Here is a 26522-nt window from a genome sequence, read left to right as displayed (position 1 = left end):
GTGCGGCTCAGGTCTGGATCACGTGGTCGGGCGACAGCGACGTGACGATCAGCGCCGACTTCACCCGGCGCTTGGGGTCGTTCGCGGGAATGGCCGCGAGCATCGTGGCCAGGCGCTGGCGCGTGGACGCGCTCATCTGGCCGTTGAAGAACAGCAGGTCGAGGTGCGCGATGAGCGCGGACGGGTCGGCCGCCAGCGCCTGCAGCGGCGCGTAGTCGATGCGCAGGCGGTTCTCGCCGTTGCCGAAGCCTTCGTTGTTGATCAGGCGCGCGAAGAAGTTGAGGCCGCCGACGAGCGTGGTCTCGGTGGTGATCTGGAATTCGGGAGCCACGAGGCCCTGGTCCATGATGGGGCCGGCCTGGGCGTAGTCGGGCTTGAAGAAGTTGAACACCGTGGGCGCGAGCAGCGGGCTCTGGCCCAGCGAGTTGTCGGACCCGTCGAGTTCGTGGATGTCGTTGCGGCCGCTGGTGCTGGTGGCCCCCAGCGCGCGCAGGAAGTTGGCGAAGCGCAGCACCGGCTCGCGCTGCTTGCCGAAGCGGCCGTTGGCGCCGAGGGACGGATCGCGCGCCTCGGGGTGCAGCAGGATCGCGCGCACCACCGCGCGCAGGTCGCCGCGCACGCCGGCGCCGTTGTTGTTGAACACGAGCGAGACGGCACGCAGGTAGGCCGGGCTCGGGTTGCTGGTGACGAGGCGCTGGATCAGCTGGCGGCAGATGAAGGGCGCGACGTTCGGGTGGTTGAAGATGTTGTCGATGGCGACTTCGAGGTCCGACTCGCAGGTGCCGCCGGCCGGGATCACGAAGCTGTCGAGCAGCAGCTTGCTCTCGGGCGTGTGGTAGTCGGGGTACGACCGCATCGGGAGGTACCAGTTCTCCTCGACGTTCACGTCGATGTCGTGGAAGTTCTTGCCGCGCGGCGAGGACCAGCCGGTGAAGGCCCGCGCGAACCCCTTGACGACGTCCTCGTCGTACGTGGGCACGGGGCGGCCCTCGCCGTCGCGCATGACGGTGCCGTCGAGGTCGAGGCGCACGAGGCCGATCGAGAACAGCTGCAGGATCTCGCGTGCGTAGTTCTCGTTCGGGCGGATGCCCCGCTTCGCGTTCTCCTTCTCGCTGCCGATCATGTTGAGGTAGTACCCCATGGTCGGATGCAGCGTGACGCTCTTGAGCAGCGTGCGGAAGTTGCCGAAGGCCTCGCGGTTGAGCATGTCCATGTACGAGGCCATGCCGAACGCGCGCAGGGCGCCCGAGCTGTTGGACACCACGAAGATCTGGCTCAGCGCGAAGGCCACGCGGGCGCGCAGCTGGTCGCCGCCCTTGAGCCACTGCATCCAGATGGCCTCGTACGCCATGTCGTCGCTGACGCGGAACTCCTCGGCGGAGACGCGGCGCCAGTCGAGGTAGCTCATGTGGGACATCGTGGTCGAGTTGAACTGGCCCCAGAGCCAGTGCTCGTAGCCTTCGGTGCGCAACGCCTCGATCTCCTCGGCCGAGCGGGCGCCGAACGTGGCCTGCGACATGAAGCGTGCGGCGTCGACCTGCGTGGGCGGCGTGCTGGTGGGCGGCGGTTCGTCTCCGCCCGAGCCGGGCAGGTTCGCTTGATCGGAGGTACCTTCGGGGCCGCGCGGGCCGCGCATGCCGCCCCCGCCGCACGCCGCGAGCGCTGCGGCGCTGGCGAGCAGGGCGCCCACGCCGGCGAGGCCGTTCGTGCCCGCGCTGCGGTCCGCGGTCGTGTCCTGCTCGGACGGTTCGGTGGTGTGTGGAGCCATGGTCTGGATCTCGTTCTCGTTGGATGGCGCGGTGAGGCGAGCCTCCCCCATGAGGCCGGAAGCGATTTCATCGTGTCGGCCGGGAGGGAGATGTGGCAGGTTGTTACTCGGTGTTCAGCGAGTGCCGCGCCGGCGCGGCGAACCTGCGGGGATGCCGCGGGGTGCGCGTCACCTTTCCGTGATCGAGTTGGCACCGCGCCGCACACGCGTGCGTTGCCGCGCGTTTCCCCTCGACGCGTCTGCTTACGACGAGTGGCGCTCAACCAACGCGCGGCAATGGCTTGTCACGTCTTTGACGCGGCAGATCGCGCGATGGGCACCGCCGCGCCCGTAAGCTGCCCGGCAGTCGGCCGCACTGGGGGTGGCCGCGAATTTCGAAACCACAGGAGAAGAAGATGCAACGACTCATTCAACGCGCGGTCATCCGTGCCGCGGCCCTGGCCTTCGCGCTCTGCGGCGCCGCAGCCGTGCAGGCGCAGCAGGTCAAGTTCACGGGTCCGTACATCGGCGCCGCCATCGGCGACACCGACCTCGACACCGCGATCCGCGTGTTCGGCGGCGGCCAGCTCACCAACATCTTCGGCATCGAGGGCCAGGTCGCCAGCTACGGCTCGAAGACCTACCAGCAGGGCCTGTACACGTACAAGGACTCGGCCTGGGCCGCCGGCATCTACGGCACCGCCACGATGCCCGTCGTCCAGAACCTCTCGGTGTTCGGCAAGCTGGGCGTGCACTACTTCCGCATGAAACACGACGCGCCCAACGGCTCCACGCAGGACAGTTCGGCCGAGCTCGGCATCGGCGTGGGCGTGAAGTGGCAGTTCATCCCGCAGGCCGCGCTGCGCGCCGACTTCGAGAACATCGGGGGTTCCGGTGGCGACATCATCTCCGTCGGCGTCCAGTTCCCCCTGAACTTCTGATCGGTCAGGCCTTGAAGAGGTGCTGGTGCTGATCCCTCAGCGCCTTCTTCTGCACCTTGCCCATCGCGTTGCGCGGCAGTTCGTCCACGACGAACACGCGCTTGGGCACCTTGAAGCCCGCGAGGCGCGTCTTGACGGCGTTCACGATCGTGTCGCCGTCGAGCGTGGCCCCGGCCCGCGGCACCAGCACGGCCACCACGGCCTCGCCGAAGTCGGGGTGCGGCACGCCGATCACCGCGCTCTCGGCCACGCCGGGCAGTTCGTCGATGGTCGCCTCCACCTCGGCCGGGTACACGTTGAATCCGCCGCTGATGACCAGGTCCTTCGCGCGGCCCACGATGTGCAGGTAGCCGTCGCTGTCGAAGCGGCCCACGTCGCCGGTGCGGAACCAGCCGTCGGCGGTGAACTCCTCCTTCGTCTTCTCGGGCAGGCGCCAGTAGCCGGCGAACACGTTCGGCCCCCGCACCTCGATGCCGCCGTTGCCGCTGTCCGCGTCGGGCGACGCGATGCGCAGGTCCACGCCCGGCAGCGGGTGGCCCACCGTGCCGGCGCGGCGTTCGCCCTCGTAGGGGTTCGACGTCTGCATCACCGTCTCGCTCATGCCGTAGCGCTCGAGGATGGTGTGGCCCGTGCGGGCCTGCCACTCGCGGAAGGTCTCGGCCAGCAGCGGGGCCGAGCCCGACACGAAGAGCCGCATGGCCCGGCAGGCCTCGGGCGTGAGCGCCGGGTCGGCGAGCAGGCGCACGTACATCGTGGGCACGCCCATGAACACGGTGGCGTCGGCGAAGCGGGCGCGCACCGGGCCCGGCTCGAAGCGGTCGAACCAGATCATGCGGCTGCCGTTGAGCAGCGCGCCGTGGCACGCGACGAACAGGCCGTGGATGTGGAAGATGGGCAGCGCGTGCACGAGCACGTCGTCCGGCTGCCAGGCCCAGTACTCCTTCAGCGTGCGGGCGTTGCTCAGCATGTTGCCGTGCGTGAGCATCGCGCCCTTGCTGCGACCGGTGGTGCCGCTCGTGTAGAGGATCACCGCGAGGTCGGATGCGGCCCGCACCGCGGGTTCGTGCGTGTCGGGCTGGAACGACGCGCGTTCGAGCAGGCTGCCCGTGCGGTCGGTGTTCAGCGTGAACACGTGGGCCACGCCGGAGGTGAACGCGAGCTTGCTGACCCAGCCGAAGTTCGCGCCGGCGCACACCACCACCGCGGGTTCGGCGTCCTGGATGAAGTGGCCCAGCTCGCCGGCCTTGTAGGCGGGGTTCAGCGGCAGGTACGTGAACCCGGCGCGCAGCACCGCGAGGTACAGCATCAGCGCTTCGACCGACTTGTCGACGTGGGCGGCCACGCGGCTGCCGGCGGGCAGGTCGAGGCCTTGCAGCAGGTTGGCGATGCGGGCCGTGGCGCGGTCGAGGTCGTTCCAGCGGTAGTACAGCGGGGTGTCACCGGTGGTTTCGATGGCCACGCGGTCACGGTCGGACGGGAAGGCGTCGCGCAGGGCGACGAAAAGGTTGTCGTTGGCGGTCATCCCGCCATTTTGCATACGCCTGTCGCGTGTCAACGTGGGGGATTCCGCACGATGACCCTGTTGCGGAGTCGCTGGCCGCTTGCCACGGTCGGGCCGCGTTCTATGCTTGGCCCATGAACGAGACGGTCGACGGCATGCAGGACGTCAAGGGCAAGGTGCTCTACATCGAGGACCAGGAGATCAACCAGGTGCTGATGGAGGCCCAGCTGTCCGACCTCCCCGGCATCACGCTGATCCAGGCCACCACCGGCGCCGACGGCGTGCGCCTCGTGCGCTCCGAACACCCCGACCTGGTGCTGCTCGACATGCACCTGCCCGACTTCGGCGGGCTCGAGGTGGTGCGCGAACTGATGATCGAGATCTCGAGCGGCCTGAAGGTGGCGCTGCTCACCGCCGACAACCTGTCGATGGACATCATCAAGGCGATGAGCCTTGGCGCCTACGAATACTGGGTGAAGCCGGTCGACCGCGCCCACCTGATGGCGGGCCTGCGCCGGGCGCTCGGCGGGCCCCACGCCGATCCCCGGCACCGCCTGCCCGGCCGCGAACTGGGCGTCGACGGCGGCGAGAAGCACTGAACGTCCCCCCGACTGGGGATGTCTGCTCCCCCTTGGATCGGGGGCTTCGGGGGTGGCCGACCGGGGTGGGTGCCGCCTAAAGTCTCGGCATGCCGTTCCTTCGCCGCCAGACCCTCGCCGCCTTGTCGTTCACCTGCCTCATGCCGGTGTGCGGTGCCGCGTGGGCGGAGGTCGAGGCGGACCCCGTTCCCGTGCCGGTGCAGAAGACCCCCACCGAGAACCTGCTGGCCACCCTGATCCGCGACGAGGCGTCCGCCTACGAGAACGGCGAAGGGGTGCCGCGCGATGGCGCCCGGGCCGCCGAGCTGTACTGCAAGGCCGCGCGGATGGGCGACGCCCAGTCCCAGTACAACCTCGGGTGGATGTACAGCAACGGCCGCGGCGTGGAGCGCAGCGACGCCACCGCCGCCTTCTTCTTCCACGCCGCCGCGGAACAGGGCTGGCCCCAGGCGATCCGCATGCTGCGCACGGTGGGCGGCCCGAGCAGCGAACTGCCCGAGTGCATGCGGCCGCCGGCGGCCGTCCCCGTGGCCGCGGCCGGCCGCGTGGTCCCGCCGGTCGACCTGGTCGTGCCGGCCAACGCCCCGGCGCACATCGTCGAGATCGCGAAGAACACCGCCGTCGAGATGAAGGTGCAGCCGCAGCTGGTGCTTGCCATCATCGAAGCCGAGTCGAACTTCAACACCGCCGCGCTGTCCCCGAAAAACGCGAAGGGGCTGATGCAGCTGATTCCCGAGACGGCGGCCCGCTTCAACGTCTCGCGCCCGTACGACCCGGCGCAGAACATCCGCGGCGGCGTGTCCTACCTGCGCTGGCTGCTGGCGTACTTCGAGGGCGACGTGGCTCTGGTGGCCGCCGCCTACAACGCCGGCGAGGGGGCCGTGAACCGCTACCGCGGCGTGCCGCCGTACGCCGAGACCCTCGCCTACGTGGCCAAGGTCCTGCGCCGCGTGGGAGCCACCTCGATCCCCTTCGACGGGGCCGCCACCGAGGTGTCGCCCCAGATGCGGCAGATCCGCGCCGCCCGTCGCTGAACGGGCGTTCCATTTCCAGTCCTCCCTGTCACGATTTGTCACCTGCAAGAGTTGACAGTTGTGAGCCTGTCGCTGGACGAGCAGACTGGCGTTGCTCAGGGAGAAAGGGCGTCGTGGACAGGCCCAGTGGCCGCATGGCAGCAATCACCGTGACGGGCTCGGCCCGTCACGGTGCTTGTTTTGAGCCCCCATGCACCGTCATCCCGGCGAACGCCGGGATCCACTGCGGCCACTGCGCGCCGAAGTGAGCGCTTTCACGGAGCGGTTTCCCGGCGCTGACCGGGCAGAATCGACCCGCTTCGAGAACTCCCTGGGAGACACGGATGAAATGGATGCGGTTCCGCCACGGTGGACGCGAGGCCCTGGGTCGCCTGGACGGCGACCAGGTGGAGGTCTTCACCGGCGACCTGTTCGCATCGCCCGAACCCACGGGCGAGCGGCTGCCGGTCGCCGAGATCGAGTGGCTCATCCCCTGCCTGCCGGGCAAGATGATCGGCCTCTGGAACAACTTCAACGCCGCGGCCGAGAAGAACGGCTGGGGCCGTCCGGCCGAGCCGCTGTACTTCCTGAAGGCGGCCAGCAGCTTCGCGGCGCACGGGCAGGGCATCCGCCAGCCTGCGGCGTACGACGGGCGGGTGATGTACGAGGGTGAACTCGCCATCGTGATCGGCCGCACCGCCTCGGCCGTGTCCGTGGCCGACGCCCCGTCGTGCATCTTCGGCTACACCTGCGCGAACGACGTGACCGCGCTCGAACTGCTCACGCGCGACCCGAGCTTCCCGCAGTGGACCCGCGCGAAGAGCTTCGACACCTTCGGCGTGTTCGGCCCGGTGATCGAGACGGACCTGGACGTGGCCAGCGCCTCGGTGCGCACGCGCGTGGGCGGCCGGGAGCGCCAGAACTACCCGCTGGCGGACATGACCTTCCCGCCCGCCGAACTGGTGTCGCGCATCTCGTTCGACATGACGCTGCACCCCGGCGACGTGATCCTGTGCGGCACGTCGGTGGGCGCGCTGCCCATGAAACCGGGCACCGCCGTCGAGGTGGAGATCGACGGCATCGGCGTGCTGTCGAACGTCTACGCGGGCTGAACGACGAGCTTGCCGCGCTGGGCCGCCAGCGTGGCCGCCAGCAGCTGCGTGATGCCGTAGACGGTGGCGACGGTGGGCGTGGGCACACCGGTGATGCGCCCCAGCTCCACCACGCTGCCCACCAGCGCCTCGAGTTCGAGCGCTCGGCCGTGTTCCACGTCCTGCAGCATCGAGGTCTTGTGGGCGCCCACGGCCTCGGCGCCGGCGATGCGCTTGTCGATGGAGATCTTGAACTCCACGCCGAGCTTCTCGCCCACCTGCTGGCCTTCGCGCATCATCGTGGCCACGAGTTCGCGCGACGCGGGGAAGCGGCAGATGTCTTCCAGCGTGGCGTGGGTCAGCGCGCTGAGCGGGTTCAGGCACAGGTTGCCCCACAGCTTGACCCAGATCTCGCCGCGGATGTCCTTCGACACCGGCGACTTGAACCCGGCCTTCATCATCGCGCCGGCCAGCTGCTCGATGCGCGGGCTGCGGGTGCCGTCGGGTTCGCCGAGCGTGAAGCGGTTGCCCTCGATCACGCGCACGACGCCGGGTTCGACCAGCTCGGCGGCGGGGTACACCACGCTGCCGATGATGCGCTCGGGTTCGATGAACGAGGCGATCACGCCGCCCGGGTCCACGCTCTCGAGGTGCTGGCCTTCGTAGGGGCCGGGCAGCTTGTGGAAGTACCACCAGGGCACGCCGTTGATCATCGTGACCACCATCGTGTCCGGGCCGAACAGCGCGCGCAGCTCGGGCAGCACGTCCTTCACCTGGTGGGCCTTCAGCGTGAGCAGCACGGCGTCCTGGCGCCCGGCGTCGGCCATCTTCTCGACGGCGCGCACGTTGCGGGCGACGTGTTCCGTGCCGTCTTCGGCGATCAGGCGGAAGCCGTTCGCGTTGATGGCCGCCAGGTTGCGGTTGCGGGCGATGAACGTCACGTCCTCGCCCGCCAGGGCCAGTTTCGCGCCGAGGTAGCCACCGATGGCGCCGGCCCCGACCACCGCGATCTTCATGATGCGTTTCCTTCTGCAGGGGCTGCGGGCGGCGGGCGCTGCAGCCACGATTTCACGGTGCCGAGCAGGGGCCAGCACAACATCACCAGTGCGAGCCCCACGATGCCGCCGACCAGCCCGTTGCTCCAGAAGATCGACAGGCTGCCCTGCGAGATCAGCATCGACTGCCGGAAGCTCGCCTCCGCCATGTCACCCAGCACCAGGGCGAGCACGAGCGGTGCCAGAGGGTAGCGCAACTTCTTGAACAGGTAGCCGAGCACGCCGAACACCAGCATCAGCACCACGTCGAACATGGAACTGTGGACCGTGTACGCGCCGATCGCGCAGATCACCACGATGACCGGGGCGATGACCGAGAACGGGATGCGCAGCATCGCGGCCCAGAACGGCACCGTGGTCAGCACGACGAACAGGCCCACGATGTTGCCGAGGTACATCGACGCGATCAGGCCCCAGACGAAGTCCTTCTGCTCGACGAACAGCATGGGCCCCGGCTGCAGGCCCCAGATCAGCAGCCCGCCCAGCAGCACCGCCGCGGTGGGCGAGCCCGGGATGCCCAGCGTCAGCATGGGCAGCAGCGCGGACGTGCCGGCCGCATGCGCCGCCGTCTCGGGCGCGAGCACACCCTCGATCTGGCCCTTGCCGAAGGAGTCGGGCTCCTTCGACATGCGCCGCGCGATGCCGTAGCTCATGAACGAGGCCGGCGTGGCGCCGCCGGGCGTGATGCCCATCCAGCAGCCGATGGCGGTGGAGCGCAGGAACGTGAGCCAGTGCCGCGGCAGCGTCTTCCACGTGGACCACACCACCTTCGGGTCGATCTTCGCGTGTTTGCCCTTGAACGCGAGTCCTTCCTCCATCGTCAGCAGGATCTCGCCGATGCCGAAGAGGCCGATCACCGCGATCAGGAAGTCGAAGCCCTTGAGCAGCGGCGGGTAGCCGTAGGTCATGCGCAGCTGGCCGGTGACGCTGTCCATGCCCACCGCGGCGAGCGCGAAGCCGAGCATCATCGCGGCGATCACCTTCGCGGGCGGCTCCTTGCTCATGCCCACGAAGCTGCAGAACGTCAGCAGCTGCACCGCGAAGAACTCGGCGGGACCGAAGCGGATCGCGAACTTCGCGAGCAGCGGCGCGAGGAAGGTGATGAGCACCACCGCGAACAGCGCCCCCACGAACGACGACGTGAAGGCCGCGGTGAGGGCCTGCGCCGCGCGGCCCTGCTGGGCCATCGGGTAGCCGTCGAAGGTGGTGGCCACCGACCACGGTTCGCCGGGGATGTTGAACAGGATCGACGTGATGGCGCCGCCGAAGAGCGCGCCCCAGTAGATGCACGACAGCATGATGATCGCCGTCGTGGGGTTCATCGACAGCGTGAGCGGCAGCAGGATCGCGATGCCGTTCGCGCCGCCCAGCCCGGGCAGCACGCCGATCAGCACACCGAGCGTGATGCCCACCAGCATGAAGCCGAGGTTGGGCAGGGTCAGCGCGACGCTGAAGCCGTGGAGGAGGTTGCCGATCTCGTCCATGCTATTGCCCGCCCGGCCGCCCGAAGGGCAATAGGCGCCCCCTCGGGGGGCAGTGAATGAAATGAACGTGGGGGCTCATGTCATACCCCCAGCAACGACTCGAGCGGACCCTTCGGCAGCAGCACGAGGAACCAGCGTTCGAACACCGCGTACACCACCAGCGGCACCGCAACCGACACCGCACCGGTCGCGGTCCAGCCGTACTTGCCGTGGCGCCTCATGAAGTAGGCGATCAGCAGGAACGACGCCACGTAGATGCCCAGCCACGCGATGCCGCCCACGTAGACCCCCATCGGCACCAGCACCGCGAGCACGCTCGCGAGCTGGGTGCGTTCGGCGAACACGGGGTTCTCGCCACGCCACTTCAGCAGCGTTCCGATCAGCACCGACCCGCTCGACGCGAGCAGGATCAGCCCGATGTAGAACGGGAAGTAGCCCGACTGCGGGCCGTCGTCGGCCCAGCCGTTGCCCACCCGCAGGCTGTCGGTGATCACGAGCACCGCCACGCCCACCAGCAGCGCCGAGACGATGGCCTCCGGCCAGCGGCTGCCGACCGACGGGCCGGCCGCATCCTGCGGCCCAGGGTTCTCTTCCATGTGTGCCTCCATCGGCCGCCGCGGCGGCCCGGTCGTCACGTCATCGTCGTCGTCGTCACTTGGCGATGAAGCCGGCTTCCTTCATCAGCTCTCGGTGGAGCTGCTCGTTGCGGCCGAGCCAGGCGACGTAGTCGGGGCCGGTCAGGGCGGTCTGCTTGAACGCGCCCTTTTCCATGAACTCCTTCCACTCGGGCAAGGCACGGATCTTCTTGAAGAGGTCGAGGTAGTAGGCCACCTGGTCGGGCGTGACGTCGGGCGGCATGAAGATGCCGCGCAGCATCAGGTAGTCGACCGGCAGGCCGGCCGACGTGCAGGTGGGCACGTCGTTCCAGGACTGCGTGGCTGTCAGCCTGGCCGCGTACGGCAGCTTGTCCTTGTCCATCACGCAGAGCGCACGCAGCTTGCCCGCGCGCCAGTGGGACTCGGCCTCGATCGGGTTGTTGACGGTGGAGTCGACGTGTTTGCCGACGAGCTGCACGGCCACGTCGCCGCCTCCCTTGAACGGCACGTAGGTGATCTTCTTGCCGGCCACCTTCTGAAGCAGCATCGTGATGATCTGGTCTTCCTGCTTCGAGCCGGTGCCGCCCATCTTCAGCGTGTTGTCCGGCTGCGCCTTCGCGGCGTCGAGGTAGGCCTTGGCCGTCTTGTACGGCGACTCCTCGTTGACCCACAGCACGAACTGGTCGAGCGCCAGCATCTGCACCGGTGTCAGGTCGCGCCAGTTGAACGGCACGCCGGTGGCGAGCGGCGTGGTGAACAGGTTCGACAGCGTGATGACGATCTTGTGGGGGTTGCCCTTGTCGCCCTTCACGTCGAGGAAACCCTCGGCGCCGGCGCCGCCGGACTTGTTGACGACCACGATGGGCTGCGACGTGAGCTTGTTCTTCGCGGCCACGCCCTGGATGAAGCGGGCCATCTGGTCCGCACCGCCGCCGGTGCCGGCCGGCACGACGAACTCGATGGGCTTGCTGGGCTCCCAGGCGAACGCGGCGGGAGCCAGCATCGCGCCGGCGAAGAAGGCTGCGGCCAGCGGGCCCGCGGTCGAACGGCGGCTTCTCATGGTTTTCCTCTCCTGAGTGTGATGACAGTGGTCGAGCGGGGACGCATCGATCCGGGCGCCTCTGGACGGGCACCTCGTGGCCGAGCGGTGAAATTCAGATCAGAGACCGAGCTTCTGGGCGAGGCCGATGCGCTGCAGCTTGCCGGTCGCGCCCTTCGGGATCTCGTCCATGAACAGGATCTTCTTCGGCACCTTGAACTCGGCGGCACGCTGGCCGACGAAGTCCTGGAGTTCGCGTTCGGTGGCGGCCACGCCTTCCTTCAGCACCACCACGGCGGCGACTTCCTCGCCGAGCTTCGGGTGGGGCATGGCGAAACACACCACCTGCGACACCGCGGCGTGGTCCATCAGGATTTCATCGACCTCGCGCGGGCTGATCTTCTCGCCGCCGCGGTTGATGATCTCCTTCAGGCGGCCGGTGAGGCTGATGTAGCCGTCGCTGTCCTTCGTGCCCTGGTCGCCGGTGCGGAACCAGCCGTTCAGGAAACCCTCGGCGTTCGCCTTGGGGTTGTTCTCGTAGCCGGCCGTGACGTTCGGGCCGCGGATGACGATCTCGCCGATCTCGCCCGCGCCGAGCAGCTGGCCGTCCTCGCCCATGATCTGCACCTCCGGGCCGGCGGGCAGGCCCACCGAACCGGGCTTGCGGGCCTGCGGCGGCAGCGGGTTCGAGGCCATCTGGTGCGTGGCCTCGGTCATGCCGTAGGCCTCGATCAGCGGGGCCTCGAAGATCTCTTCGAGTTCGCGGATCACCTGCGGCGGCATCGACGACGACGACGAGCGCAGGAACCGCAGCGGGTTGCGCGCGATCACGTCGGCGTTGCCCTTGGCGCGGCCGATGATGGCCTGGTGCATCGTGGGCACGGCCGTGTACCAGGTGGGTTTCGCCTCGTCCATCCACCCGAAGAACTTCAGCGCGTTGAACCCCGGCGTGCAGAACACCTGCGAGCCCGCCGACAGCGGCGCGAGCACGCCGGCGATCAGGCCGTGGATGTGGAACAGCGGCATGATGTTCAGGCCGGTGTCGCTCGCGGTCAGCCGCAGCGTGCCGCGGATGTTGCCCGCCGACGCGCACAGGTTGCCCACCGACAGCGGCACGATCTTCGGCCGCGAGGTGGTGCCGGACGTGTGCAGCACCATGCCGATGTCGCCGGCTTCCGAGAAGCCGCCCTTCGCGGGCGCCGAAGCCTGTGCCGGTTCCCGCGGGGCCAGCGTGAAGGCGCCGGCCGGAGCACCGGGCGGCACCACCAGGTCGACCACGCGCACGCCGAGCTTCTTCGCCACGGCGATGGCGGGCGAGGTGCTGCCCGACTCGACGATCAGCACCTTGGCGTTCAGGTCGGAGAGGTAGAACTCGAACTCGTCGGCCCGGTAGGCGGGGTTGAGCGGTGCGCTGGTGGTGCCGGAGGCTGCCGCCATGTAGCACGTGGCCATCTCGGGGCCGTTGTTCAGCACGATGGCCACGCGGTCGTTGCGGCCCACGCCCAGGGCGTTGAGGCTCGCGAGCGTGCTGGCGATCAGCTCGCGCAGCGCGGCGTAGGTGAGCGCCGGGCGGTCGGGCGCGGAAATGGCGATGCCGGCATCGGAGCCGGTGGCGAGCAGGTCCTTGAGTGTGGACGTCACTTGAATCCTCCTGAGCGCGGGCCGTACGACTTGGGATCGGCCTCGTTGTGTGCGGGGGTGGAACGGCGAATTATGGTTGGGTCATGTGACGGTGCGAGCCTGTGGATTCCCTGATGGCGGGTTCAAAAGGCGGTTCCGGTCAGAGGCCCAGCCACGTGCCGATGGCGAGCATCTGCTGCTCGTCGTACGTGGCGAAACCCTTGTACTTCGTGGTCTCGAGCTTCTTCTTGCCTTCCTCGGTGGTGTCGAGGTTGACGAGGTAGTCGCGCACCTTCTCGACCTGCTCCGGCGTGAGGCTCGGGCTCGCGATGATGTGCTTGATGGGCACCGGGCGCGACTTGGCGAGCACCTTGCCGCCCTTGGCCTGCCAGCCCTTGATCACGGCCCCGGCCGCGGTGGCCGCCGTCGGGGTGAACTTGTTCTCCACCATGAACGGCACGGCGTCCTGGTAGCGGGTGTAGATGTAGCTCACCTTGTCGGCGCCGCCCAGCGCGTCGCGCAGCGTGGCGCGCACCATCCACGAGGTGATGGAGTCCTCGTCCGGGGCGCCGATCTTCTTGTCCTTCAGTTCGGTGAGGGACTTCAGCGGCGAATCGGGGTTGATCAGGAAGTTGGCGGTGTACGCCTCGTACCCCTTCGTGACGGCCACGAGCTTGTAGCCGGACGACTTGATGGCCTGGATGGACAGGTGCGCGGGGTGCACCATCGCGAGGTCGTACGACTTCGCGGCCAGCCCCTTGCGCAGCAGCGGGTACGGCCCCACCGGCTCGATGGTGACGGGCTGGCGCAGCAGCTTGCCGAGGTCGGTCGCGATGGCGGCGTACCGCGCGGCGATCTCCTCGTTCGTGACCCGGTAGGTCACCCCTTCGTTGATGGCGAAGACCAGCGCATGGCCGGCCGAAGCCACCATCGCGAGCATCACCCCAACCCCCCAACGTACCAGCTTCTTGTCCATGCTGTTTTTATCGGTGTGATGGGGGCGAAGCCTAAAGGCGCCGATACGGGTTTTTACGTACGTTTTTGTGTCCAGTTGAAACGGCAGGCCAATGGCCTTCCGCCAGAAGCTGTCAGCAGCCCCCTCCTAGAATCTCCGCCTCCTCCCCGCAGCAGGTCTCCCCCGCATGTCCTCCGGCCTCATCCGCATCCGCGGCGCCCGCCAGCACAACCTGAAGAACCTCGACCTCGACATCCGCACCGGCGAGATGACCGTGGTGACCGGCCCCAGCGGCTCGGGCAAGTCGAGCCTCGTGTTCGACACGCTCTACGCCGAAGGCCAGCGGCGCTACGTCGAGACCTTCAGTGCCTACGCCCGCCAGTTCCTCGACCGCATGGACCGCCCGGCGGTCGAGCGGGTCGACGGCGTGCCGCCCGCCATCGCGATCGACCAGACCAACCCGGTGCGCACGTCGCGCAGCACGGTCGGCACGATGACGGAGCTGAACGACCACCTGAAGCTGCTGTACGCCCGCGCCGCCGAGCTGTTCGACCGCGAGACCGCGCAGCGCGTGCGCCACGACACGCCCGAGACCATCTACACCGAGCTGATGGCCCGCACGGCCGAGGGCGATCCGCGCCTGGCCATCACGTTCCCGGTGGAGCTGCCGGCGAACACCAGCGCCGACGAGGTGACGCAGTGGCTCTCCGCCAGCGGCTTCACCCGCGTGCAGGCCGAACGCGAGATCGCCTCGCCCACCGGGCCGCGCAAGCTGCTCGACGTGGTGGCCGACCGCTTCCGCCTGCAGGGGACCGAGAAGGTGCGTGCCGTCGAGGCCATCGAGACGGCGCTCAAGCGCGGCAGCGGCCGTGTCAACGTCTACGTGCTCGCCGAGGACGGTGAGCCGGTGCTGTGGCGCTACTCCACCGGGCTGCACTGCCCCGAGAGCGACCTGCGCTACACCGACCCGCAGCCCGCGCTGTTCTCGTTCAACTCGGCGATGGGCGCGTGCGAGACGTGCCGCGGCTTCGGCCGCGTGATCGGCGTCGACTACGGCCTCGTGATCCCCGACCCGCGCAAGACGCTGCGCGGCGGCGCCATCAAGACGCTGCAGACGCCCGCGTGGCAGGAGAACCAGGACGACCTGATGCGCTACGCCGGCGAGGCCGGCATCCCGCGCGACACGCCGTGGTCGCAGCTGACCGACGCGCAGAAGGACTGGGTCATCAAGGGCTCGCCGCAGTGGAACGGCAAGTGGCAGAAGCAGTGGTACGGTGTCGCGCGCTTCTTCGAGTACCTCGAGTCGAAGGCGTACAAGATGCACATCCGTGTGCTGCTGTCGAAGTACCGCAGCTACACGACGTGCCCCACCTGCGACGGCGCGCGCCTGAAGACCGAATCGCTGCTGTGGCGCCTCGGCTCCAAGGAGGACGCGGACGCCGCACTGCCGCCGTCGAAGCGGTTCATGCCGAACGGCGTGAAGTGGTCCCGCGAGCAGCTCGAGGCGCTGCCGGGCCTCACGGTGCACGACCTGATGCTGGTGCCCATCGAGCGCATCCAGCGCTTCTTCGCGAACATCGTGCTGCCCAGCTCGCTGCTCGACGACGCGCTCAAGCTGCTGCTCGACGAGATCCGCACGCGGCTCAAGTACCTGAACGACGTGGGCATCGGCTACCTCACGCTCGACCGCCAGAGCCGCACGCTGAGTGGCGGCGAGGTGCAGCGCATCAACCTGACCACGGCACTCGGCACGTCGCTCGTCAACACGATGTTCGTGCTCGACGAGCCCAGCATCGGCCTGCACCCGCGCGACATGAACCGCATCGTCGAGGCGATGCACCGGCTGCGCGACGCGGGCAACACGCTCGTGGTCGTCGAACACGACCCCGCCGTGATGCTGGCCGCCGACCGGCTGATCGACATGGGTCCGGGCCCGGGCGAACGCGGCGGCACCATCGTGTTCGACGGCACGCCGTCGGCCATCCGCCAGGCCGACACGCTGACCGGCGAATACCTCGGCGCGCGCAAGCAGGTGGGCTTGGGGCTTCGCCGGCTCGTCAACGAAGCCACGCCCAAGCTCATCCTGCAGGGCGCGCGCGACCACAACCTGAAGGACGTCACCGTCGAGTTCCCGCTGCAGCACCTCGTGTGCGTGACCGGCGTGTCCGGCTCCGGCAAGAGCACGCTGATGCAGGACGTGCTGTTCCCCGCGCTGCAGCGCCACTTCGGCAAGGCCACCGAGACGCCGGGTGAACACGACGCGCTGCTCGGGGCCGACTGGCTCACCGACGCGGTGTTCGTGGACCAGTCGCCCATCGGCAAGACGGCCCGCTCGAACCCGGCCAGCTACGTGGGCGCGTTCGACGAGATCCGCAAGCTGTTCGCCCAGGCCCCGCTCGCGCAGCAGCGCGGCTACGGCGCGGGCATGTTCAGCTTCAACGCGGGCGACGGCCGCTGCCCCACCTGCGGCGGCTCGGGCTTCGAGCACGTCGAGATGCAGTTCCTGAGCGACGTGTACCTGCGCTGCCCCGACTGCGACGGCAAGCGCTTCCGCCCCGAGCTGCTCGAGGTGAAGATCGACCGGCGCCTGGCCGGCGACGTGGTGCGCGAGCTGAACGTGGCCGACGTGCTCGAACTCACGGTGAGCGAGGCGGTGCAGCTGTTCGCGCACGACCGCGAGGTGCTGCGCGTGCTGCAGCCCATCATCGACGTGGGCCTCGAGTACGTGAAGCTCGGCCAGCCCGTGCCCACGCTGAGCGGCGGCGAGGCCCAGCGCCTGAAGCTCGCCGGCTTCCTCGCCGAGGCGGCGCAGAGCGCCACCGCGAGCCGCCAGGCGGTCGCGAAGAAGGGCACGCTGTTCCTGTTCGACGAACCCACCACCGGCCTGCACTTCGACGACATCGCGAAGCTGATGCGCGCGTTCCGCAAGCTCCTGGACGCCGGCCACTCGCTCGTCGTGATCGAACACAACCTCGACGTGATCCGCGCGGCCGACTGGCTGATCGACCTGGGCCCCGAAGGCGGTGATGCCGGCGGCCTGGTCGTGTGCACCGGCACGCCGGAAGACGTGAAGCTGCATCCCACGTCCCACACCGGCCGGGCGCTGGCCGAGTACGACCGCCAGTTGGGCCTCAACGGCCACGCGGTGGAGGAGGGGCGCCCGCTGCAGCAGGTGGTGCGCGAGGCGCGCGACCACAGCGAGGCCATCCGCATCGTCAACGCGCGCGAACACAACCTGAAGTCGCTCGACGTCGAGATCCCGCGCGGCAAGTTCAGCGTGGTGACGGGGGTGTCGGGTTCGGGCAAGTCGACGCTCGCGTTCGACATCCTGTTCAACGAGGGCCAGCGCCGCTACCTCGAGTCGCTCAACGCCTACGCCCGCAGCATCGTGCAGCCGGCCGGGCGGCCGGAGGTCGACGCCGTGTACGGCATCCCGCCCACCGTCGCCATCGAGCAGCGGCTGAGCCGCGGCGGGCGCAAGAGCACGGTGGCCACCACCACCGAGGTGTGGCACTTCCTGCGGCTGCTGTACGTGAAGCTCGGCATCCAGCACTGCGTCAACGACGGTTCGCCGGTGATGCCGCAGAGCGCCGAGAGCATCGCGGCACAGATCCTCAAGCACCACAAGGGCCAGCACGTCGGGCTGCTCGCGCCGCTCGTGATCAACCGCAAGGGCCTCTACACCGACCTCGCGAAGTGGGCCAAGGCCCGCGGCTACACGCACCTGCGCGTGGACGGCGAGTTCGTGAAGGTGGAGCCGTGGCCCAAGCTCGACCGCTTCAAGGAACACACCGTCGAGCTGCCGGTGGGCGACCTCGTGGTCGAGGCCGGCAACGAGGCGCAGCTGCGTTCGCTGCTGGCCACCGCGCTCGACCTCGGCAAGGGCGTGATGCACCTGCTGAGCCCGCTCGGCGCGCTGCGCGGCGCGATGCTCGCGGGCACGCCCACGCGCAAGATCGGCCAGGTGAAGGTGTTCTCGACCAAACGCGCCTGCCCGGTGTGTGCCACGAGCTACCCCGAGCTGGACCCGCGCATGTTCAGCTACAACAGCAAACACGGCTGGTGCACCACCTGCGTGGGCACGGGCCTCGCGCTCACGCGCGAGCAGCGCAAGGCGTTCGACGACTCCGTGCGCGACGAGGACAACAAGGGCCGCGAGCAGAGCTTCCCGTCGGAGGAGCCCGAGGTCGAGGGCATGGGCGACGAGGCCTGCCCCGACTGTGGCGGCACGCGCCTCAACGCCGTGTCACGCGCAGTGAAGTTCGAGGACCACTCGATCGCGTGGATCGCCCAGTGGTCCGTGGCCGACTGCCGCAAGTGGGTCGAGTCGCTCGACCTGACCGGGCGCGACGCCGAGATCGCCCGCGACGTGATCACCGAGATCCGCAGCCGCCTCGAGTTCCTCGAGGAGGTGGGCCTCGGCTACCTGACGCTCGACCGCGCCGCGCCCACGCTGAGCGGCGGCGAGGCGCAGCGCATCCGCTTGGCCGCGCAACTCGGCAGCAACCTGCAGGGCGTCTGCTACGTGCTCGACGAACCCACGATCGGCCTGCACCCGCGCGACAACCAGATCCTGCTGAACGCGCTGCACAAGCTCGGGGACAAGGGCAACACGCTCGTGGTTGTCGAACACGACGAGGACACCATCCGCCGGGCCGACCACATCATCGACATCGGCCCGGGCGCCGGCAAACGCGGTGGCACTCTGGTGGCACAGGGCACGGTGAGCGAACTCGCGAGCCACCCCGATTCGGTGACGGGCCGCTCGCTCGCGAAGCCGCTCGTGCACCCGATCCAGCAGCGCCGCGCCGTCGCCGACGGCCCGGTGCTGACGGTGACGGGCGCCGCGCTGCACAACCTGCGCGACGTGACCGTGGACGTGCCGCTCAAGCGCCTCGTGGCGGTGACGGGCGTCAGCGGTTCCGGCAAGTCGACGCTCGCACGCGACGTGCTGCTCGCGAACCTCACGTTCATCAACACGCGCGGCGGCAAGCCGAGCTGGGCCGGCTGCGAGTCCATCGAGGGCTGGCAGCAGGTGGACCGTGTGCTGGAGGTGGACCAGACCCCGATCGGCAAGACGCCGCGCTCGTGCCCAGCCACCTACATCGGCTTCTGGGACACCATCCGCAAGCTCTTCGCCGACACGCTCGAATCGCGCGCCCGCGGCTACGCGCCGAACCGCTTCAGCTTCAACACCGGCGAAGGCCGCTGCCCGGCCTGCGAAGGCCAGGGCATGCGCACCATCGAGATGAGTTTCCTGCCCGACGTGAAGGTGCCGTGCGACGTGTGCCACGGCCAGCGCTTCAACGCCGAGACGCTCGCGGTGACGTGGCGCGGCAAGAGCATCGGCGACGTGCTGCGCATGGAGGTCGACGAGGCCGTCGAGTTCTTCGGCAGCATGCCGTCCATCGCCCACCCGCTGCAGCTGCTGAAGGACGTGGGGCTCGGCTACCTGACGCTGGGCCAGCCGTCGCCGACGCTGAGCGGCGGCGAGGCGCAGCGCATCAAGCTCGTGAGCGAACTGACGAAGGTGCGCGACGAGGTGGGCCGCCGCGGGCAGAAGGCGCCGCACACGCTGTACGTGCTGGACGAACCGACGGTGGGCCTGCACATGGCCGACGTCGAGAAGCTCATCCGCGTGCTGCACCGGCTGGTCGACGGCGGCCACAGCGTCGTCGTGATCGAGCACGACCTCGACGTGATCGCCGAGGCCGACTGGGTCATCGACCTGGGCCCCGAGGGCGGCGTGCGTGGCGGCACCATCGTGGCCGAATGCGGCCCGGAGGCGCTGGCGCGCAACAAGCGCAGCCACACGGGGGCGGCGCTCAAGCCGGTGCTGGCGCGGGCGTGACTCAGGGGCGCACGACGAGCGCCCCTCAGGGCCGCTCGTTGTCCCGGTCGCACGCCGGGTCGGGCCCGTTGCCGACCTCCAGCACCTGCCCCTCGGGGCTCAGGCTGACCTGGAACCAGATGCAGAAGATCGCGTCGTAGCGGTACGACCACACCGTCTGGTTCTGGTAGCGCACCTGCTTCACGTCCGACGGGTGGCCGATGGCGAAGAGCACCTGGTCGCGCGTCTGGCCGGGGCGGATCTTCGCGAAGTTGTTTTCGGTGAGCACCTGTTCCGAACGGACGAGGCGCGCCTGCGCGTCGAAGTCGATCATGTACGTGTGCTTGCCCCACGGGCCGCGGGCGTACTCGTAGCGCACGCCGCCGTCGGGCAGCGGGTAGGTGCCGGTGGGCACGCCCATGCTCTCGCGGACCTGGACCGCCGTGGCGCCCGGCTGGAAGCCGCCCGGCGAATAGGACTGGCAGGCGGCCAGCAGCGCCGCGGCGGCGGCCGCGAGAAAGACGGGGCGTTGGACAGACATGGGGTGTCTCCTCGGCACGGCCGTTCCGGCCGCTCGATGCAGCATATGCCGAATCGGGGCGGGCCGTGTGTCCCCTGCACCAAAGGACAGGGGCGTCAGCCGACGGGCACCGCCAGCTGCGCGGCGACCCGCGTCAGCACGTCGTTGGGCTCGAAGGGTTTGTCGATCACCGGCACCTGGCTCGTGCGCACGAACTCGCGCGCGGTGGAGCCCAGCGTGTCGCCGGTGATGGCGATCACGCGGTGCGCGAGGTGCGGATGCCGGCGCGACAGCTCCGCGTACAGCGCGGGCCCGTCGAGGCCCGGCATCTTCAGGTCGGTGAGCACCAGGTCGAACGGCTCGGCGTCGAGTCGGCGCAGCGCGTCGAGGCCGTTGTGGGTCAGCGTGATGCGGTGGCCGGCGGGCGTCAGGATGTCGCGGAGGATCTCGGCGATGTCCACCTCGTCGTCGACCACGAGGATGCGCGCGCCATGCCGCGGGTCGTGGGCCGAAGCCGTGGTGGCGGACCCGTTGGGGCGGGGCGCCATCGAGCGCAGGGCCGGCAGCGACAGCACGAAACACGCGCCGTCGCCGTCGGCGTCGCCGAGGCGCAGCGTGCCGTTGTGCGACTGCACGATGCCGAGGCTCACCGACAGGCCCACGCCCGTGCCTTCGCCGACGGCCTTCGTGGTGAAGAACGGTTCGAAGATGCGGCTGCGCAGCTCCGGCGAGATGCCGGGGCCCGAGTCGGTGACGGTCACCTGCACCTTCGCCTGGTCGGGCACCGCGTGGCTGGCGATCTTCAGCACCCGCGTTCCCGGCCGCGAGGCCATCGCCTGGTGGGCGTTGGTGAACAGGTTCATGAAGACCTGGCCCAGCTGGTCGGCATCGGCCAGCACCGGCGGCAGGTTCGGCGCCAGCTGGAGGTCGAGGGTCACGCCGCCGCTGCGCAGCGTGTAGGTCAGCACGTCGAGCGCGTCGTTGATGACCTTGTTCAGGTCCACCGGCTCGCGCACCGACTCCTGGCGGCGCGCCATCGCGAGGAAGGTCTTGACGATGCGCGCGCAGCGTTCGGCGGCCTGGCGGATCTTCGCGGCCGTGTTGCGGTCGGCCATGCTCTCGGCATCGGACTCGAGCTGGCTCGCACGGCCCACCACCACCGCGAGCGGGTTGTTCAGCTCGTGCGCCACGCCGGCCAGCAGGCCGCCGAGGGCCGAGAGCTTCTCGCTCTGGTGCAGCGAATCGCGCTGGCGGGCCAGTTCCTCCTCGGCATGGGCCGTCTCGGTGACGTCGCGCACGTTGAGCACGAGGCCCAGCACGGCGGGGTGGTCGCGCAGGTTGCGGCCCACGGCTTCGAGCACGCGCCAGCGGTTGTCCTTGTGCCGGTAGCGGAACTGCGACGGGATGCCGGTGGGGTTGGCGAGGCGGGGGCGGATGCGGTCGAGGTCGTCGGGGTGCAGCAGCGACAGCGCGCCGCGGCCCACCATCTCCTCGGGCGTGAAGCCCAGCATGCGTTCGACGGGCGGGCTGACGTAGCGGAACACGCCCTGTTCGTTGACCACGGCGATGAAGTCGGACGCGTTGTCCGTCATCGCGCGCCAGCGTTCCTCGGTCATGCGCAGCGAGGTGAGGGCCATCTCGATCTGGCGCTTGTCCTCGCGCAGCGCGGCATCGCGTTCCGCGACGTTGCCGGCCATGTGGTTGAACGCGGCGCCGAGGCGGCCGAGTTCGTCGTCGCGGCTTTCGGGCAGGCGCACGCTGGTGTCGCCGGCCGACAGCCGCTCGGCCGCGAGCGTCAGCACGCCCAGCGGCGCGGCCACGTGGCGGCGCAGCACGCGCGAGAAGATCAGCAGCAGGCCCAGCAGCACGAGGAGGCCCAGGCCGAACGCCCACAGCGCCGGCGCCCAGGCCTGCGCGCGGATGGACGCGCCCGGCACCGCGGTGGCGATGTACCAGCCGGCGCGTTCGATGCGGGCGACGGCGAAGTACACGTCGCTGCGCGGGCTGAAGCCGGTGCGCACGTCGCCGTAGGCGTCCGACGCGGCGGCCATCAGGGCGTCGGGCAGGTCGCCGCCGAGGCGGCTCAGCGGGTAGCGGCCCACGTCCTTCCAGACGGCGTCGCCGAGCGTGCTGTCGGCGATGAGTTGCCCGTCGCCCATGAACAGCATGTGGCGGCCCATGCCGGAGGGGGGCGGCAGCATGCGGATCAGGAAGTCGGCGCTCTGGTACGGCGTCCAGGCCTCCACCGGGGTGGCGCCGAGCGGGTTCACCGTCTCGGCCGTGTGGTGCAGCACGTGCTGGGCCAGCCGGGCGCGCTCCACCACCATGTCCGCGAGCCGCTGCAGCGCCTGCTCCTCGGCCTGGCGGTAGAGCACGTAGGTGCCGAACACGCTCGTCAGCAGCAGCACCACGGCCCCGCCGCCCGCCAGTCGGAGGAGGATCTTGCCGGTCAGGGTGCGAAGGAACGGGTGCGTCGTCATGCCGGGTGCCGGATACGGTCCCCCGGAAGATAGCAGCGAATGCGCGTCACGGCGCCATCAAGAGGTGGGGACTGACCCCACCCACCAGGGTGCTCACCAGGGCGGGGGATGCGAACACCTCGGTGCGGGGTTCGTCGACGGCGAACACCAGCGTGGCGGCGCCGAGCAGCGCCGCGAAGAGCACGGACGGAAGGAGCAGGTCGGTCTGTTTCATGGAGGGTCGGGAGAGGGTTGAACGTGGACCGGAGTCTCCGCAGCCCCTGTATCAACCGCGCTTCGCCCACGTTTCATTTGTGGCGGGTGCACCGGCAGGGGGACGGTGCACCAGACTTGGTGATCCAAAGTGGATCAAATGGTCTGCAAACAGAGGGCACTTTCTGGCAAGTCGTTGATTTTTAAGCGGAATTTCGGCTGGCACGCCCCGTGCAGAAGGGCTCCGTCGAAGGGGGTGCACCGGGCGCCCCCACCCTTTCGAGGTGCTTCCCATGAAGGTCGGCGTATTCATTCCCATCGGCAACAACGGCTGGCTGATCTCCGAGAACGCGCCGCAGTACCGGCCGACGTTCGAGCTGAACAAGGAGATCGTCGTGAAGGCCGAGGCCCACGGCTTCGACTTCGCGCTGTCGATGATCAAGCTGCGCGGGTTCGGCGGCAAGACGGAGTTCTGGGACCACAACCTGGAGTCGTTCACGCTGATGGCGGGCCTGGCCGCGGTCACGTCGCGCATCCAGCTCTTCGCCACCGCCGCGACGCTCACGATGCCGCCGGCCATCGTCGCGCGCATGGCCTCCACCATCGACTCCATCTCGGGCGGCCGCTTCGGCGTGAACCTCGTGACGGGCTGGCAGCGGCCCGAGTATTCGCAGATGGGCCTGTGGCCGGGCGACCAGTTCTTCGGCACGCGCTACCAGTACCTCTCGGAGTACGTGCAGGTGCTGCGTGACCTCTGGACCACGGGGAAGTCCGACTTCAAGGGCGAACACTTCCAGATGGACGACTGCCGCGTGAGCCCGATGCCGCAGGCGCCGATGAAGGTGATCTGCGCGGGCCAGAGCGATGCCGGCATGGCGTTCTCCGCGAAGTACGCCGACTACAACTTCTGCTTCGGCAAGGGCGTGAACACGCCGAAGGCCTTCGCGCCGGCGGCGGAAAAGCTGATCGAGGCCACGGCCGCCACGGGCCGCGACGTCAGCACCTACGTGCTCGTGATGGTGATCGCCGACGAGACCGACGAGGCGGCCCGCGCCAAGTGGGAGCACTACAAGGCGGGCGCCGACCAGGAGGCCATCGCCTGGCTCGGCCAGCAGAGTGCGGTCGACACCAAGTCGGGCTCGGACACCAACGTGCGCCAGATGGCCGACCCCACGTCCGCGGTGAACATCAACATGGGCACGCTCGTGGGCTCGTACGCCACCGTGGCGAAGTTGCTCGACGAGATGGCCGAGGTGCCGGGCACCGAGGGTGTGCTGCTGACCTTCGACGACTTCGTCGCGGGCGTCGAGGCCTTCGGCTCGCGCATCCAGCCGCTGATGGCGAGCCGCGCGCACGTCGAGGCCCAGGTGCCGTCGCGTGTCACCAAGCCGGAGCTGGCCGCCGCATGAAGACGAACACCACGCTCACCTCCACCGTGCCCGCGGGCGTGCCGAACGCGCCGGGCGCTCCCGCACCGCTCGTGCTGCCGGCGCGGCCCGAGCCGCTCGCGTTCCATGCCGCGAACACCGCGCTGGTGGTCGTCGACATGCAGAACGCCTACGCCACCGAAGGCGGCTACGTCGACACCGCGGGCTTCGACATCTCCGGCGCGAAGGGGGTGATCGACAACATCGTGGCCACCGTCGAGGCGGCGCGCCGCGCCGGCATCCTCGTGGTGTTCCTGCAGAACGGCTGGGACCCCGACTACGTGAAGGCCGGCGGTCCCGGCTCGCCGAACTGGCACAAGTCGAACGCGCTGAAGACCATGCGCCGCCGGCCCGAGCTGTCGGGCAAGTTCCTGGCGGAGGGCGGCTGGGACTACGAACTGGTCGACGCGCTGAAGCCCGCGCCGGGAGACATCGTGGTGCCGAAGACGCGCTACAGCGGGTTCTTCAACAGCACCCTCGACAGCACGCTGCGCGCGCGCGGCATCCGCAACCTCGTGTTCACCGGCATCGCGACGAACGTGTGCGTGGAGTCGTCGCTGCGCGACGCGTTCCACCTCGAGTACTTCGCCGTGATGCTGGAGGACGCCACCCACGAACTGGGCGGCCCCGCCATCCAGAAGGCCTCGGTCTACAACGTCGAGACCTTCTTCGGGTGGGTGTCCACCGTCGCCGACTTCCGCCGCACCGTCGCGGCCTGATCGCTCCCTACCTTCCTCCGGAGAACTCGCATGCCCAAGACCGCCATCATCCCGCCGGGCACCGGCGTCCCCATCGCCCCGTTCGTGCCCGGCACCCTCGCCGACGGCGTGCTGTACGTGTCCGGCACGCTGCCGTTCGACAAGGACAACAACGTCGTGCACGTGGGCGACGCCACCGCGCAGACGCGACACGTGCTGACCATCATCAAGGGGGTCGTCGAGGCCGCCGGCGGCACGATGGACGACGTCACCTTCAACATGATCATGCTGAAGGACTGGGCCGACTACGGGAAGATCAACGCGGTGTACGCCGAGTTCTTCCCCGGCGTGAAGCCGGCGCGCTACTGCATCCAGTGCGGCCTCGTGAAACCCGACGCGCTCGTCGAGATCGCGTCCATCGCCCACGTCGGCAAGAAGGCCTGACCATGGCGACGGTCCGCTTCGACGTGCATGGGCCGGACGGCGCGCCCACCGTGCTGCTGTCCTCCGGCCTCGGCGGCGCGGCCGCGTTCTGGCAGCCGCAGCTGCCGGCGCTGCTGGCCGCCGGCTACCGCGTGATCGCGTACGACCAGCGCGGCACGGGCCGCAGCGCCGACACGCTGCCCGCGCCGTACACCATCGCCCACATGGCCCGCGACGTGGTCGAGGTGCTCGACGCCAGCGGCACGGCGTCGTGCCACCTGATGGGCCACGCGCTCGGCGGCCTCGTGGGCCTGCAGCTCGCGCTCGATGCGCCGGAGCGGGTCGACAGCCTGGTGCTCGTCAACGCCTGGTCGGCGCCGAACCCGCATTCGGCGCGCTGCTTCGACGCGCGGCTGGCGCTGCTGGGCGCCGTGGGCCCGCGCGCCTACGTGGAGGCGCAGCCGATCTTCCTGTACCCCGCGGCCTGGGCCGCCGCGAACGCCTCGCGTGTGCAGGCCGAGGTGGACCACGCCTTCGCGCACTTCCCCGGCGAGGCCACGATGCGCGCGCGCATCGGTGCGCTGCGGGCGTTCGACGTCGATGCGCGCCTCGGCGAGGTCACCGCGCCCGTGCTGGTGGCCGCGGCGATGGACGACGTGCTGGTGCCCTGGACGCGGTCGCAGCGCCTCGCCGAGGGCCTGCCCGGTGCGACGCTGCAGGCCGTTCCCCACGGTGGCCATGCGCACACCGTGACGGAGGCGGACGTGTTCAACGCGCAGCTGATCGCGTTCCTGTCCGAGGTCGCGGTGACTGGCGAGGTGTGACGATGGACAAGACCGACTTCCGCGACGCGATGGCCCGCCTGGGGGCGGCCGTCAACATCGTCACCACCGACGGTCCGGCCGGCCGCGCGGGCTTCACCGCCACCGCGGTGTGCAGCGTGACCGACGACCCGCCCACGCTGCTCGTGTGCCTGAACCGGGGCGCCTCGGTGTACCCGGTGTTCGCCGCGAACGACGCGCTGTGCGTGAACGCGCTGGGGGCGGGGCAGCAGGCGGTCTCGGGCCTCTTCGGCGGCAAGACGCCGATGGCGGAACGCTTCGCCGGCGTGGCGTGGCACGCCGAGTCGACCGGCGCGCCGGTGCTCGACGACGCGGCCGTGTCGTTCGACTGCCGCGTGGTGCGCCGCACCGAGGTCGGCACACACGATGTGCTGTTCTGCGAGGTGCAGTCGCTGGCGGCGCACGCGGAGCCGCATGCGCTCGTGTACTTCGGCCGGGCCTACCACGAGCTGCGGCTGGCCCCCTGAGC

The 26522-nt window shown here is 69.4% G+C and carries 21 protein-coding genes; 10 read left to right on the top strand and 11 right to left on the bottom strand.

All coding sequences use genetic code 11. The annotated features are described in order from the left end of the window. Positions 1–7: 7 nt before the first annotated feature. On the bottom strand, positions 8–1768 hold the full coding sequence (locus A4W93_RS25395) for a DUF1800 domain-containing protein (RefSeq protein ID WP_157782232.1): 1761 nt from the start codon (positions 1766–1768) through the stop codon (positions 8–10). A 395-nt stretch (positions 1769–2163) separates the two neighbouring features. On the opposite strand from A4W93_RS25395, the gene A4W93_RS25390 reads away from it, so the two are divergent. Next, positions 2164–2688: a porin family protein gene (locus A4W93_RS25390; RefSeq protein ID WP_085753269.1), complete on the top strand. Its 525-nt coding sequence runs from the start codon at positions 2164–2166 to the stop codon at positions 2686–2688. 4 nt (positions 2689–2692) lie between these two features. Here the strand turns inward: A4W93_RS25390 and A4W93_RS25385 are convergent, their stop codons facing one another. After that, on the bottom strand, positions 2693–4210 hold the full coding sequence (locus tag A4W93_RS25385; protein ID WP_085753268.1) for a malonate--CoA ligase: 1518 nt from the start codon (positions 4208–4210) through the stop codon (positions 2693–2695). 113 nt (positions 4211–4323) lie between these two features. On the opposite strand from A4W93_RS25385, the gene A4W93_RS25380 reads away from it, so the two are divergent. The 3 genes from A4W93_RS25380 to A4W93_RS25370 all read left to right on the top strand — a co-directional run bounded on the left by A4W93_RS25380 (position 4324) and on the right by A4W93_RS25370 (position 6913). Continuing rightward, entirely contained in the window at positions 4324–4788 is a 465-nt protein-coding gene (locus tag A4W93_RS25380; RefSeq protein WP_085753267.1) for a response regulator, read from the top strand. An 89-nt stretch (positions 4789–4877) separates the two neighbouring features. After that, entirely contained in the window at positions 4878–5822 is a 945-nt protein-coding gene (locus A4W93_RS25375; RefSeq protein WP_085753266.1) for a transglycosylase SLT domain-containing protein, read from the top strand. 332 nt (positions 5823–6154) lie between these two features. Continuing rightward, the gene (locus A4W93_RS25370) at positions 6155–6913 is read left to right on the top strand and encodes a fumarylacetoacetate hydrolase family protein (protein ID WP_407081693.1); all 759 of its coding nucleotides are present in this window, start codon (positions 6155–6157) and stop codon (positions 6911–6913) included. On the opposite strand, the gene A4W93_RS25365 is transcribed toward A4W93_RS25370, so the two are convergent. From A4W93_RS25365 to A4W93_RS25340, 6 genes are all read right to left on the bottom strand, one after another. Next, a complete protein-coding gene (locus A4W93_RS25365; protein ID WP_085753264.1) occupies positions 6901–7908 on the bottom strand; it encodes a 2-dehydropantoate 2-reductase in 1008 nt (335 codons plus the stop codon). The genes A4W93_RS25370 and A4W93_RS25365 overlap by 13 nt on opposite strands. After that, the gene (locus A4W93_RS25360) at positions 7905–9431 is read right to left on the bottom strand and encodes a tripartite tricarboxylate transporter permease (protein WP_085753263.1); all 1527 of its coding nucleotides are present in this window, start codon (positions 9429–9431) and stop codon (positions 7905–7907) included. Before A4W93_RS25360 ends, A4W93_RS25365 begins: the two co-directional genes overlap by 4 nt. Before the next feature lie 80 nt (positions 9432–9511). Further along, positions 9512–10027: a tripartite tricarboxylate transporter TctB family protein gene (locus tag A4W93_RS25355; protein WP_085753262.1), complete on the bottom strand. Its 516-nt coding sequence runs from the start codon at positions 10025–10027 to the stop codon at positions 9512–9514. Positions 10028–10082: 55 nt separating this feature from the next. Then, positions 10083–11087 carry a Bug family tripartite tricarboxylate transporter substrate binding protein gene (locus A4W93_RS25350; RefSeq protein WP_085753261.1) on the bottom strand — a complete coding sequence of 335 codons (1005 nt, stop codon included), beginning with the start codon at positions 11085–11087 and terminating at the stop codon, positions 10083–10085. A 99-nt stretch (positions 11088–11186) separates the two neighbouring features. Then, positions 11187–12707: an acyl--CoA ligase gene (locus A4W93_RS25345; protein WP_218919168.1), complete on the bottom strand. Its 1521-nt coding sequence runs from the start codon at positions 12705–12707 to the stop codon at positions 11187–11189. A gap of 139 nt (positions 12708–12846) precedes the next feature. Beyond that, positions 12847–13662: a phosphate/phosphite/phosphonate ABC transporter substrate-binding protein gene (locus tag A4W93_RS25340; protein WP_085753259.1), complete on the bottom strand. Its 816-nt coding sequence runs from the start codon at positions 13660–13662 to the stop codon at positions 12847–12849. Between the two features lie 166 nt (positions 13663–13828). Here A4W93_RS25340 and uvrA point away from each other — a divergent pair, with 166 nt between their 5' ends. Beyond that, positions 13829–19492, top strand: coding sequence for an excinuclease ABC subunit UvrA (gene uvrA / locus A4W93_RS25335; RefSeq protein WP_085753258.1), 5664 nt, complete (start codon positions 13829–13831; stop codon positions 19490–19492). A 25-nt stretch (positions 19493–19517) separates the two neighbouring features. Here uvrA and bamE read toward each other — a convergent pair whose 3' ends face one another. From bamE to A4W93_RS29935, 3 genes are all read right to left on the bottom strand, one after another. Next, the gene (gene bamE, locus A4W93_RS25330) at positions 19518–20012 is read right to left on the bottom strand and encodes an outer membrane protein assembly factor BamE domain-containing protein (protein ID WP_085753257.1); all 495 of its coding nucleotides are present in this window, start codon (positions 20010–20012) and stop codon (positions 19518–19520) included. A 95-nt stretch (positions 20013–20107) separates the two neighbouring features. Then, positions 20108–22471, bottom strand: a complete 2364-nt coding sequence (locus tag A4W93_RS25325) for an ATP-binding protein (RefSeq protein WP_085753256.1) — start codon at positions 22469–22471, stop codon at positions 20108–20110. A 46-nt stretch (positions 22472–22517) separates the two neighbouring features. After that, on the bottom strand, positions 22518–22685 hold the full coding sequence (locus tag A4W93_RS29935; RefSeq protein ID WP_157131774.1) for a hypothetical protein: 168 nt from the start codon (positions 22683–22685) through the stop codon (positions 22518–22520). Between the two features lie 271 nt (positions 22686–22956). Here A4W93_RS29935 and rutA point away from each other — a divergent pair, with 271 nt between their 5' ends. Genes rutA through rutF form a run of 5 tightly spaced genes read left to right on the top strand, consistent with a single transcriptional unit; the run spans position 22957 to position 26520 of the window. Continuing rightward, positions 22957–24072: a pyrimidine utilization protein A gene (gene rutA / locus A4W93_RS25320; protein ID WP_085753255.1), complete on the top strand. Its 1116-nt coding sequence runs from the start codon at positions 22957–22959 to the stop codon at positions 24070–24072. Beyond that, positions 24069–24809 (top strand): pyrimidine utilization protein B, encoded by a 741-nt coding sequence (gene rutB / locus A4W93_RS25315; protein WP_085753254.1) that lies wholly within the window; start codon positions 24069–24071, stop codon positions 24807–24809. The genes rutA and rutB overlap by 4 nt, the downstream gene beginning before the upstream one ends. Positions 24810–24839: 30 nt before the next feature. Continuing rightward, positions 24840–25232: a pyrimidine utilization protein C gene (gene rutC / locus A4W93_RS25310; RefSeq protein ID WP_085753253.1), complete on the top strand. Its 393-nt coding sequence runs from the start codon at positions 24840–24842 to the stop codon at positions 25230–25232. Between the two features lie 2 nt (positions 25233–25234). After that, positions 25235–26035, top strand: a complete 801-nt coding sequence (gene rutD, locus A4W93_RS25305) for a pyrimidine utilization protein D (RefSeq protein ID WP_085753252.1) — start codon at positions 25235–25237, stop codon at positions 26033–26035. A 2-nt stretch (positions 26036–26037) separates the two neighbouring features. Next, complete coding sequence (gene rutF, locus A4W93_RS25300; RefSeq protein WP_085753251.1) at positions 26038–26520, top strand: NADH-dependent FMN reductase RutF; 483 nt, start codon at positions 26038–26040, stop codon at positions 26518–26520. Positions 26521–26522: the final 2 nt, after the last annotated feature.

The sequence above is a fragment of the Piscinibacter gummiphilus genome (genome assembly GCF_002116905.1).
GTDB lineage: Bacteria > Pseudomonadota > Gammaproteobacteria > Burkholderiales > Burkholderiaceae_C > Rhizobacter > Rhizobacter gummiphilus.
This window is presented reverse-complemented; position numbering and strand designations above follow the sequence as displayed.

Coding starts and splice junctions, on each gene's coding strand:
- A4W93_RS29935 (WP_157131774.1), bottom strand. CDS start 22,685: ATGAAACAGACCGACCTGCTCCTTCCGTCCGTGCTCTTCGCGGCGCTG.
- A4W93_RS25360 (WP_085753263.1), bottom strand. CDS start 9,431: ATGGACGAGATCGGCAACCTCCTCCACGGCTTCAGCGTCGCGCTGACC.
- rutF (WP_085753251.1), top strand. CDS start 26,038: ATGGACAAGACCGACTTCCGCGACGCGATGGCCCGCCTGGGGGCGGCC.
- rutC (WP_085753253.1), top strand. CDS start 24,840: ATGCCCAAGACCGCCATCATCCCGCCGGGCACCGGCGTCCCCATCGCC.
- uvrA (WP_085753258.1), top strand. CDS start 13,829: ATGTCCTCCGGCCTCATCCGCATCCGCGGCGCCCGCCAGCACAACCTG.
- A4W93_RS25375 (WP_085753266.1), top strand. CDS start 4,878: ATGCCGTTCCTTCGCCGCCAGACCCTCGCCGCCTTGTCGTTCACCTGC.
- A4W93_RS25380 (WP_085753267.1), top strand. CDS start 4,324: ATGAACGAGACGGTCGACGGCATGCAGGACGTCAAGGGCAAGGTGCTC.
- bamE (WP_085753257.1), bottom strand. CDS start 20,012: ATGTCTGTCCAACGCCCCGTCTTTCTCGCGGCCGCCGCCGCGGCGCTG.
- A4W93_RS25370 (WP_407081693.1), top strand. CDS start 6,155: ATGCGGTTCCGCCACGGTGGACGCGAGGCCCTGGGTCGCCTGGACGGC.
- A4W93_RS25325 (WP_085753256.1), bottom strand. CDS start 22,471: ATGACGACGCACCCGTTCCTTCGCACCCTGACCGGCAAGATCCTCCTC.
- A4W93_RS25365 (WP_085753264.1), bottom strand. CDS start 7,908: ATGAAGATCGCGGTGGTCGGGGCCGGCGCCATCGGTGGCTACCTCGGC.
- rutD (WP_085753252.1), top strand. CDS start 25,235: ATGGCGACGGTCCGCTTCGACGTGCATGGGCCGGACGGCGCGCCCACC.
- A4W93_RS25350 (WP_085753261.1), bottom strand. CDS start 11,087: ATGAGAAGCCGCCGTTCGACCGCGGGCCCGCTGGCCGCAGCCTTCTTC.
- A4W93_RS25340 (WP_085753259.1), bottom strand. CDS start 13,662: ATGGACAAGAAGCTGGTACGTTGGGGGGTTGGGGTGATGCTCGCGATG.
- rutA (WP_085753255.1), top strand. CDS start 22,957: ATGAAGGTCGGCGTATTCATTCCCATCGGCAACAACGGCTGGCTGATC.
- A4W93_RS25355 (WP_085753262.1), bottom strand. CDS start 10,027: ATGGAAGAGAACCCTGGGCCGCAGGATGCGGCCGGCCCGTCGGTCGGC.
- rutB (WP_085753254.1), top strand. CDS start 24,069: ATGAAGACGAACACCACGCTCACCTCCACCGTGCCCGCGGGCGTGCCG.
- A4W93_RS25390 (WP_085753269.1), top strand. CDS start 2,164: ATGCAACGACTCATTCAACGCGCGGTCATCCGTGCCGCGGCCCTGGCC.
- A4W93_RS25385 (WP_085753268.1), bottom strand. CDS start 4,210: ATGACCGCCAACGACAACCTTTTCGTCGCCCTGCGCGACGCCTTCCCG.
- A4W93_RS25395 (WP_157782232.1), bottom strand. CDS start 1,768: ATGGCTCCACACACCACCGAACCGTCCGAGCAGGACACGACCGCGGAC.